At 69.8% G+C, this 9,462-nt stretch carries 8 protein-coding genes and 1 pseudogene; 3 read left to right on the top strand and 6 right to left on the bottom strand.

Going from position 1 to position 9,462, the window contains the following annotated elements; translation table 11 throughout:
• Together ABDW35_RS24780 and gnd are read right to left on the bottom strand one after the other, a co-directional pair.
• The coding region (locus ABDW35_RS24780; RefSeq protein ID WP_343716534.1) for a hypothetical protein at nt 1-129 on the bottom strand (129 nt) is incomplete at its 3' end.
• A gap of 3 nt (nt 130-132) precedes the next feature.
• Nucleotides 133-1,116 (bottom strand): phosphogluconate dehydrogenase (NAD(+)-dependent, decarboxylating), encoded by a 984-nt coding sequence (gnd, locus tag ABDW35_RS24775; protein WP_343716533.1) that lies wholly within the window; start codon nt 1,114-1,116, stop codon nt 133-135.
• 141 nt (nt 1,117-1,257) lie between these two features.
• Between gnd and ABDW35_RS24770 the strand changes: the two genes are divergently transcribed.
• The gene (locus ABDW35_RS24770) at nt 1,258-3,723 is read left to right on the top strand and encodes a glucan 1,4-alpha-glucosidase (RefSeq protein WP_343716532.1); all 2,466 of its coding nucleotides are present in this window, start codon (nt 1,258-1,260) and stop codon (nt 3,721-3,723) included.
• Between the two features lie 116 nt (nt 3,724-3,839).
• On the top strand, nt 3,840-5,315 hold the full coding sequence (locus tag ABDW35_RS24765; RefSeq protein ID WP_343716531.1) for an ROK family protein: 1,476 nt from the start codon (nt 3,840-3,842) through the stop codon (nt 5,313-5,315).
• 149 nt (nt 5,316-5,464) lie between these two features.
• Here the strand turns inward: ABDW35_RS24765 and ABDW35_RS24760 are convergent, their stop codons facing one another.
• From ABDW35_RS24760 to ABDW35_RS24750, 3 genes are read right to left on the bottom strand one after another with little or no spacing between them, the layout of a single operon-like run.
• Complete coding sequence (locus tag ABDW35_RS24760; RefSeq protein WP_343716530.1) at nt 5,465-6,232, bottom strand: SDR family oxidoreductase; 768 nt, start codon at nt 6,230-6,232, stop codon at nt 5,465-5,467.
• A 45-nt stretch (nt 6,233-6,277) separates the two neighbouring features.
• Nucleotides 6,278-7,249, bottom strand: coding sequence for a zinc-binding alcohol dehydrogenase family protein (locus ABDW35_RS24755; RefSeq protein WP_343716529.1), 972 nt, complete (start codon nt 7,247-7,249; stop codon nt 6,278-6,280).
• A gap of 22 nt (nt 7,250-7,271) precedes the next feature.
• Complete coding sequence (locus tag ABDW35_RS24750; RefSeq protein WP_343716528.1) at nt 7,272-8,126, bottom strand: alpha/beta hydrolase; 855 nt, start codon at nt 8,124-8,126, stop codon at nt 7,272-7,274.
• A 342-nt stretch (nt 8,127-8,468) separates the two neighbouring features.
• On the opposite strand from ABDW35_RS24750, the gene ABDW35_RS24745 reads away from it, so the two are divergent.
• Nucleotides 8,469-9,092, top strand: a complete 624-nt coding sequence (locus ABDW35_RS24745) for an ABATE domain-containing protein (protein WP_343716527.1) — start codon at nt 8,469-8,471, stop codon at nt 9,090-9,092.
• Between the two features lie 57 nt (nt 9,093-9,149).
• Here the strand turns inward: ABDW35_RS24745 and ABDW35_RS24740 are convergent.
• Nucleotides 9,150-9,462: pseudogene (locus tag ABDW35_RS24740) on the bottom strand (sodium:proton antiporter); the annotation flags it as partial.

Genomic DNA, 9,462 nt, shown 5'->3' with positions numbered 1-9,462 from the left:
GTGATACAGGGCAGGGGTCAGTAGGCGGCCGGTCAGGTCGCCCGACGCGCCGAAGATGACGAAGGTGCAGGGCGGCGCCGGCGGGGTGCCCGCCGGCTTCGCGGGGGAGGGCGAGATCATCGCGGCCATGGTTCAGCCGCCCGCCGGCCGCTCGATATGGCCGCCGAACTTGTTGCGCATCGCCGACAGCAGCTTCTCGCCGAAGGTGTGCTCCTGGCGCGAGCGGAAGCGGACATAGAGGGCGGTCGACAGCACGTCGGCCGGCACCGCCTCCTCCAGCGCCGCCATCACCGTCCAGCGCCCCTCACCGGAATCGGCGACCGATCCGGTGTAGTTCGACAGCGTCTCGTTCTCCGCCAGGGCGATGGCGCTGAGGTCGAGCAGCCAGGAGGAGACGACGCTGCCGCGGCGCCACACCTCGGCGATGTCGGCGAGGTTCAGCGAATAGCGCTCGGCCTCCGGCAGCTCCGTCGAATCCTTGTTCTTGAGGATGTCGAAGCCCTCGGCGTAGGCCTGCATCAGCCCGTACTCGATGCCGTTGTGCACCATCTTGACGAAGTGCCCGGCACCGGCCGGCCCGGCATGGATGTAGCCCTTCTCCGCCCGCTCATCGCGGCCCTCGCGGCCCGGCGTGCGCTCCACCGTGCCCAGGCCCGGCGCCAGCGCCGCGAAGATCGGGTCCAGGTGGTCGACCGCGGCCTTGGTGCCGCCGATCATCATGCAGTAGCCGCGCTCCAGCCCCCAGACGCCGCCGGAGGTGCCGACATCGACATAGTGCAAATCCTTCGGCTCCAGCGCCGCGGCGCGGCGGATGTCGTCCTTGTAGAAGCTGTTGCCGCCGTCGATGATGATGTCGCCGGGGCTCAGCAGGCCCGCCAGCGCCGTCACCGTGTCCTCGGTCGGCGCCCCGGCCGGCAGCATCACCCAGACCGCGCGCGGCGCCGCCAGCCCGGCCACCAAGGCCTTCAGGTCGGCGGCCGGCTTGGCGCCCTCGGCGGCCAGCGCCTTGATGGCCTCGGCGCTGCGGTCATAGACCACGCAGTCATGGCCGGCGCGCATCAGCCGCCGGACAATGTTGCCGCCCATGCGGCCGAGTCCGATCATCCCGAGCTGCATTCCGTCGATCCTCTCGTTTTCTTCCGGTGCGGTGGTGCTAGCGTAGACCGCGTGAAGCATAGCGATGGTGCGCCCGTGGCGCGCCGGTTTCGAGTCCGAAAGCCGGGGCGCGTCGATCGGGCGCCCGAGGGAGGATACGGGATGGATCGAGCTGATCAGCCGCCGGGCGCGCCCGGCGGGCCGGCGCGGTGGACGTCCAGCGCCAAATCGGGCGTCGGCACCGCCCTCTCCGGCACCAGCCGGGTGTGGTTCACGCTCAGCCACGGCATCCTGAACGAGATCTACTTTCCGCGAATCGACAGCGCCTGTGTCCGAGACCTCGGGCTGATCGTCACAGGCCCGGGCGGCTATTTCGCCGAAGAGAAGCGCGACGCCCGGTCGGAGACGCGGATGCTGGAAGCCGGGGTGCCGGCCTTCCGCCTGGTCAACACCGCGCTGGACGGCCGCTGGCGCATCGAGAAGACGGTGCTGGCCCATCCGCGCGGCTCGGTGCTGCTGCAGGAGATCAAGTTTTCCGTCCACGAGGGCACCCCGCAGGAGGGTGAGCCCGCCGACCACCGGCTGTTCGCCCTGCTGGCGCCGCATCTGGTCAATGCCGGGGCCGACAACACCGGCTGGGTCGACGACTACAAGGGCACGCCGATGCTGCTGGCCCGCGGCATCGACGGGGTATCGCTGGCGCTGGCCTGCTCGGTGCCGTGGCGTGCCCGGTCGGTCGGCTATGTCGGCGTCTCGGACGGCTGGCAGACGCTGTCGCGCAGCGGCGAGCTGAACCCGGCCTGGCGCCGGGCGGAGAACGGCAACATCGCCCTGGCCGGGGAGATCGACCTCGCGGAGGCGCCGGGCGGCCGTTTCCTGCTGGCGCTCGGCTTCGGCGAGCGGCCGGAGGAGGCGGCGCACCACGCCCTGGCCGGGCTGCAACGCGGCTTCGCCGAGGCGCATGATGCCTATGTCGAGGGCTGGCGAAACTGGCAGGCCGGGCTGCTGCCGCTGGACGGTGTCGCCGGGTCGGAGCCGACGATCTACCGCACCAGCACCGCGGTGCTGGCCAGCCATCAGGCGGCCGAGTTCCCCGGTGCCTTCATCGCCAGCCTGTCGATCCCCTGGGGCTTCAACAAGGGCGACGAGGATCTCGGCGGCTACCACCTGGTCTGGCCGCGCGACCTGGTCGAGACCGCGGGCGGCTTTCTCGCCGCCGGCGCGGTGGCCGAGGCCAAGGCCATCCTCGGCTACCTGCAGGCGATCCAGGAGGCGGACGGCCACTGGTCGCAGAATGTCTGGCTCGATGGTACCCCGTACTGGAACGGGGTGCAGATGGACGAATGCGCCTTCCCGATCCTGCTGGCCGACATGCTGCGGCGGGAGGGGGCGCTGGATGGGGAGGGGCTGGCCCGCTTCGTGCCGATGGTGCGGCGCGCCGCCGGCTTCATCCTGCGCAACGGCCCGGTCACCGGCCAGGACCGGTGGGAGGAGGATGCCGGCTATTCGCCCTTCACTTTGGCGGTGGAGATCGCGGCCCTGCTGGCCGCGGCGGACATCCTTGAGCTGCAGGGCGAAGCGGAGGATGCGCGGTGGCTGCGCGAGACCGCCGACGCCTGGAACGACGAGGTCGAGCGCTGGACCTTCGCCGAGGGCACGGCAGTCTGCAGCCAGCTCGGCCTCAAGGGCTACTATGTCCGCATCGCCCCGGCCGACGCGGCGGATGCGGCCTCGCCGCTCGACGGCTATGTGCCGGTGAAGAACCGGCCGCCGGGCGACGATGCGCGCAAGGCCGCGCTGCTGATCAGCCCCGACGCGCTGGCCCTGGTGCGCTTCGGCCTGCGCGCCGCGGACGACCCGCGCATCGTCGACACGGTCAAAGCTATCGACGCCGCGCTGAAGGCAGAGCTGCCGCAGGGCCCGGTCTGGTACCGCTACAACGATGACGGCTATGGCGAGCATGCCGACGGCGCGCCCTTCGACGGCACCGGCATCGGCCGGACCTGGCCGCTGTTGACCGGCGAGCGGGCGCATTACGAGCTGGCGGCCGGCCGGATCGATCAGGCCAAGGCGCTGCTGGCGACGCTGGAGCGGTCGGCCGGGGAGGGGGGGCTGCTGCCGGAGCAGGTGTGGGATGCCGACGACGTGCCGGAACGCGAGCTGTTCCGCGGCCGCCCCTCGGGCAGCGCCATGCCGTTGGTTTGGGCGCATTCCGAGCACATCAAGCTGCTGCGCTCGCTGCGCGACGGGCGGGTGTTCGACCTGCCGCCGCAGCCGGTGCAGCGCTATCAGGTCGACCGCGTCACCTCACCGGTCCGCTGCTGGCGCTTCAACCAGAAGCGGCGGGCGCTGCCGGCGGGCAAGGCCCTGCGCCTGGAGCTGCCAGCCGCTGCCACGGTGCACTGGACCCTCGACGATTGGGGCACGATCCACGACGACGCCACAGCGGAAACGCCGTTCGGACTGCATGTCCTCGACCTGCCGACAGTATCGGCGCCGCCGGGCACAAGGATTCGTTTCACCTTCCGCTGGCGCGACCCCGAGCGGTGGGAGGGGGCGGACTTCCTGGTGACCGTGGACGGCGAGGCCGGTGTCGCGACCGGCCATGCCGTCGCGGGAGCAAAGTAGTGGGGCAAGTAGTGGTGATTGACCCTTTGTGTCGTCAAAGGTTGACGCTTCGCAAGACTAGCCCTCATTCTGTGTCGGGGCAGTGTGACAATCGGGTGAAAGCTGGATGAGCCTCCGTGCTTCTCCCGCAAAGGTGGGACAGGCGATGCGATGAAGGCGTTGTCGTCGATACGTCGCCAAAACCACGAGGGAGAAATGCCTTGAAGCCTGGAATCCTGGCCATCGATGTCGGGGGCACGGGGCTGAAGGCCGCCGTGATCGATGACCGCGGAGAGATGGTGTCGGACCGGCAGCGCGTGCCGACGCCGCATCCCTGCCCGCCGAAGCTGTTCCTCGACACCATCGCCGTGCTGGTCAAGCCGCTGCCGGAGTTCGACCGCATCGCCGTCGGCTTTCCCGGCGTGGTCCGCGACGGGCGGGTGATCACCGCCCCCAATCTCGGCACCGAGGACTGGGCCGGCTTCACCCTGGCCTCCGCCCTGTCGCGGCGGCTGGGTGGCGCCCCGGTGCGGATGATCAACGATTCCGAGATGCAGGGCCTCGCCCTGGTCGAGGGCAGGGGGCTGGAGCTGGTGGTGACCCTGGGCACCGGGGTCGGCACGGCGCTGTTCCGCGATGGCGTGCTGGCGCCGCATCTGGAACTGGCGCACCACCCGCTGCACAAGAACAAGACCTATGATGAGTATCTCGGCAACGCGGCCTTCGAGAAGGCGGGCAAGAAGCGCTGGAACAAGCGCGTGAAGCGGATGCTGGAGGTGCTCGACATCCTGATGCACCCCGACCGGGTGCATATCAGCGGCGGCAACGCGAAGCATATCGATTTCGAGCTGCCGAAGGGCGTGGTCCTCGCCTCGAACGAGGCAGGGCTGGAGGGCGGCGCCGGGTTGTGGCGCGAGCCCGCGGCCAGGATCCCGCCCGCCAAACCTGCTCCGGCCAAGGTCGCGAGGGCTTCGGCCCGGGCCGAGAGTGCCCCTGTGAAGAGTGCCCCCATCAAGGCTGCAGCGGAGGTTGCCCCTATGAAGAAGAGTACGCCCACCAAGACCGCGTCTGCGAAGAGCACGCCGGCCAAGACCGCCGCCAAGAGCGAGCCGGCAAAGAGCGCCCCGGCCAAGGCCGCGGCGAAGAGCGCGCCTGCGAAGGCCGCTCCGGGCAAGGCCGCGGCCAAGAGCGCTCCCGCGAAGGCTGCTCCGGCGAAGGCCGCGGCCAAGAGCGCTCCTGCGAAGGCCGCTCCGGCGAAGGCCGCGGCCAAGAGCGCCCCCGCGAAGGCGGCTCCGGCGAAGGCCGCGGCCAAGAGTGCCCCCGCGAAGGCGGCTCCAGCCAAGGCTGCCGCCAAGAGCGCTCCTGCCAAGGCCGCTCCGGCGAAGGCTGCCGCCAAGAGTGCTCCTGCAAAGGCCGCTCCGGCGAAGGCCGCCGCCAAGAGTGCATCTGCGAAGGCCGCTCCGACGAAGGCTGCAGCCAAGAGCGCTCCTGCGAAGGCGGCTCCGGCGAAGTCTGCGGCCAAGAGCGCGCCCGCGAAGGCTGCTCCAGCCAAGGCCGCTGCCAAGAGTGCCCCGGCGAAGGCTCCGGCCAAGCGCGCTGCGGCCAAGGTCTGAGGCTGTCGACCGGATCGGGGGCGGCCGGCGTCATCGATGCCGGCCCTGTCCGGATCCGGTCGGCGACGGCGTCGAGGTTCGGCCCCGCATGGCCGGGCTGCCGTTTTTAGCCTATTTTTGCCGACGCGCCGGACCGGCCGGTCCGGCGGTCAGACTGACTTGACCTCGCCGCCATCCATGCGCAGCGCCGACCCGGTCATCCACCGGGCGCCCGGCGACACCAGGAAGGCCATCAGCTCCGCGATCTCCTCCGGCTCGCCGTAGCGGGCGATCCCGGCCTCCTTCGGAAAGGCTTCCGTCGCCTGTTCCACCGTCATGCCGTGCAGCGGCGCCCAATGCTGCAGGTAGGATTGGCGGCGGCCGGTCATCACCGGGCCGGGCAGCACGCTGTTGACCTGCACCCCGTCGGCGATGCCGCGGTCGGAAAAGGCCTTGGCCAGGGCGACGATGGCGGCGTTGATGGCGCCGACCGCGGCATAGGGCGCCTTCGGGAACAGTGCCGAGTTGCCGGACATCAGCACCACAGACCCGCGCGCCTGCTTCAACTGCGGCCAGGCGGCGACGGTCAGCCTTCGGGCGCCGTGCAGCTTCAGCGCCAGCCCGTCCTCCCACTGCGCGTCGGTCATCTCGAACAGGTCGATCTGCGGCACCGCGCCGGCGATGTTCAAGAGCGCGTCGATCCGGCCGAAGGCCTGCAGCGTGGTGTTGACGACCGCCGGCGGCGCGGCGGCGGGCTCGGCAAGATCGAGGTCGAGCACCAGCGGCTCGGCGCCGGCGGCCTTCACTGCCGCGGCGGTGTCCTCCAGCTTGTCACGGTTGCGGGCGACCAGCGCGACCCGGTCGAAATCCCGCGCCAGGCGGATGGCGGTGGCGCGGCCGATGCCCTGGCTGGCGCCGGTGACGATGGCGACGGACATGGTGTCTGCTCCCGATAGGATGTGGCGCCGGGCGGGGGGCGTCGGTCAGAGGACGACGACCATCTTTCCGCCGGCCTCGTTGGCCTCCATCACGCGATGGGCCTCATGGATCTGGTCGAAGCCGAAGACTCGAGCCGGTTTGGCCTGCAGCCGGCCGGCGGCGACGTCGCGGGCGATCTGCCCCAGCGGCACGTCGGATAGCGGGAAGCCGGGCGTGCCGAAGACGAAGCTGCCGAAGAAGGTCAGGTACACGCCGCTCGGCATCTGCAGCAGCGGGTTGAAATCGGCGATCGGGGCCAGGCCGCCGAGCCAGCCGGCCAGGCAGGCCCGGCCGCCCCGGCGCAGCATGGCGAGGGAGTCGAGAATGGTGCTGTTGCCGACCAGGTCGAGCACGGCATCGATCCGCTTTGCCTCGGCGATGCGCTTGGACAGGTCGGGGCCTTCCTGCTCCACCCGCTCGGCGCCCAGCGCCGTCAGCTTGGCGAAGCGGTCGGGGTTGCGGCTGGTGGCGATCACCCGTGCCCCGGCATTGACCGCCATCTTCACCGCGGCCTGGCCGAAGGAGGAGGTGGCGCCGCGGATCACCAGCAGATGTCCTCTCTCGATCTCCAGGTTGCGGAACAGGCAGGTCCAGGCCGTGGCATAGCTCTCCGGGATCACCGCCAACTCGGCCCAGGGCAGGTCGGCGTCGATCAGCGCGACATTCGTGGCCGGGGCGCGGGTGAATTCGGCGTAGCTGCCGTTGATGGTGCGGCCCAGCCCGCCCATCAGCGCCGCCACCTTGGCGCCGACCGGGAACTCCCCGCCGGGGCAGGCTTTCACCAGCCCGACGCATTCGATGCCGATCACCTGGGCCGCCTCGGCCCATTCGCCGCGGCGCATATGCATCTCGGCGTGGTTCAGGCCGAAGGCCTTGATCTCGATCATGACCTGGCCGGCGGCAGGCTCGGGCTCCGGGATGTCGCGATAGACCAGGCTGTCCAGCCCGCCGAACTTCTCCAGCACGATGGCGCGCATGGCTCTCTCCTGTCGCGCGGGATTACTGGGCCAGGAAGACGCGGATGGCATCCGCGATCTCGCGGGCATGCGTCTCCAGCGCGAAATGGCCGGTGTCGAAGAAGCGGATCTCGGCATCCGGCAGGTCGCGCCGGAACGCCTCGGCGCCGGGCGGCAGGAAGAACGGGTCGTTCTTGCCCCAGACCGCGAGGAAGGGTGGCCGGTGCTTGCGGAAATAGGCCTGGAATTCCGGATACAGCGCGACGTTGCTGGCGTAGTCCAGGAACAGGTCGAGCTGCACCTCGTCGGCGCCCGGCCGGGCCAGGTAGTGGCTGTCCAGCATATAGCCGTCGGGCGAGACCAGGGTCTCGTCGGCCACGCCGTGGACGTACTGCCAGCGCGTGGTCTCGGGCGTCAGGATGGCACGCAGCGCCTCGCGATTGGCGGCGGACGGCTCCTGCCAATAGGCGCGGATCGGATTCCAGCCGTCGCTCAGCCCGTCGACATAGGCGTTGCCGTTCTGGCTGATGATGGCGGCGATCCGCTCCGGATGCCGCAGCGCCAGGCGGAAGCCGGTCGGGGCGCCGTAGTCGAAGACATAGACGGCATAGCGGTTGAAGCCGATCACCTCGGTGAACCGGTCGATGACGCGGGCGAGATTGTCGAAGCTGTACTGGAAGGCTGCGCGGTCCGGCATGTCTGACTGGCCGAAGCCCGGCAGGTCCGGCGCCACGATGTGGAAGCGGTCGGCCAGCAGCGGGATCAGATCCCGGAACATATGGCCGGAGCTTGGGAAGCCGTGCAGCAGCAGCAGCTTCGGAGAGCGGGGTGACCCGGCCTCCCGGTAGAAGACCTTGAAGCCGTCGACATCAGCGGTGCGGTAGCGGATCTGCGTCATGACGTTTCTCCGAGCAAGAGGGGCTGGTACTTCGCATTGATAACCGAGTTAAATCTATTAACTAAGTTACGGCAGTGATGGCGTGGGCCGGGGCGCTGTCCGCAAGATCACGGCCCGGCCACCACACCGTGGCAGCACGATGGTCAGCTCCGGAATGACCTGTCTGCCCTGACGTCCCGGATCAGGCCAAGGTCGTCAGTCCTGGTGAGTTGTCGGCTAAGATCACGTTTGTAACCTCTAAAGATATTTTTAAGCGGTTATGATCTAAGGTGAGATAACTTGTCAACGGGGATTTTCGAGGTTACGTTTGGATTGAACGAACCCATCCGAGGCCGACCCCAAGTGAGCCATGAGCTTCCGCCCGCGATGTTCCTCGCCGATGCGCTCGGCCTGGACTTCCTCAACTCGATCGCGACGCCGGTCGACACCCCGGTCGACTGGCTGCCGGATGGCGACGGGCTTCTGTCCTGGCTGGCCCAGGCCGGGCTGGTGCCGGACGCCGTCCTGGCGGAGATGCGGGAGCGGGCGATGCCGGTCGAACTCGACAGCGTCGCGGCCCAGGCGCGCGGCCTGCGAGAATGGTTCCGCGGCTTCGTCCAAAGCCGCCGGGGCCGCCCGCTGGCGGCTGATGCGCTGGAGGAGCTGCAGCCGCTGAACCGGCTGCTGGAGCGGGACGAGAGGTTCTCTCAGATCGTTGCCGGCAGCGGCGGGCTGGCGCTGACCCCGTCCCGGCGCTGGCGCTCGCCGGACAGCCTGCTGCTGCCGATCGCCGAGGCGATGGCAAGGGTGGTCTGCGAGGAGGATTTCAGCCAGATCAAGGCGTGCGAGGGGCCGGCCTGCACGCTGATGTTCGTCGACCACACCCGCGGCCATGCGCGGCGCTGGTGCAGCATGGCGCTGTGCGGCAACCGCGCCAAGCAGGCCGCCCACCGCCACCGCCAGAAGGAGAAACGGGGGGAGGGGTGAGCCTCCTCCCTCGGCGGAACGACGGACCACGTCGTATCCAGCGGGTCCCGTGCTTCGCTATGAGCCGCGGGCCTGGTCAGCGGCATTGTGGGCAGCGCGCCGCCGATCCGCCCAGGCCATCAGCGGCGTCGAGGCCACGCCGTGCAGCAGGATCGAGGCCAGCACGGTGAAGGACGCGATGGCCCAGAGCCGGCCGGCATCCGGAAATTGCGCCCGGCCCAGCGCATAGGCCATGTAGTAGAAGGTGCCCAGCCCGCGGATGCCGAAGAAGGCCATCAGGCCGCGTGCGGCCGGCGGCAGGGGCGTGCCGATCAGGCTGGCCCAGCCGCAGATCGGGCGGATGACCAGCAGCAGCGCCGCGCCTGCCGCC

It is taken from the genome of Inquilinus sp., from assembly GCF_039594555.1.
Lineage (GTDB): Bacteria > Pseudomonadota > Alphaproteobacteria > DSM-16000 > Inquilinaceae > Inquilinus.
This window is presented reverse-complemented; position numbering and strand designations above follow the sequence as displayed.

What these genes read in the sequence shown, in the direction of transcription:
- ABDW35_RS24750 (WP_343716528.1), bottom strand. Translation starts at nt 8,126, where the DNA reads ATGACGCAGATCCGCTACCGCACCGCTGATGTCGACGGCTTCAAGGTC.
- ABDW35_RS24770 (WP_343716532.1), top strand. Translation starts at nt 1,258, where the DNA reads ATGGATCGAGCTGATCAGCCGCCGGGCGCGCCCGGCGGGCCGGCGCGG.
- ABDW35_RS24760 (WP_343716530.1), bottom strand. Translation starts at nt 6,232, where the DNA reads ATGTCCGTCGCCATCGTCACCGGCGCCAGCCAGGGCATCGGCCGCGCC.
- ABDW35_RS24755 (WP_343716529.1), bottom strand. Translation starts at nt 7,249, where the DNA reads ATGCGCGCCATCGTGCTGGAGAAGTTCGGCGGGCTGGACAGCCTGGTC.
- gnd (WP_343716533.1), bottom strand. Translation starts at nt 1,116, where the DNA reads ATGCAGCTCGGGATGATCGGACTCGGCCGCATGGGCGGCAACATTGTC.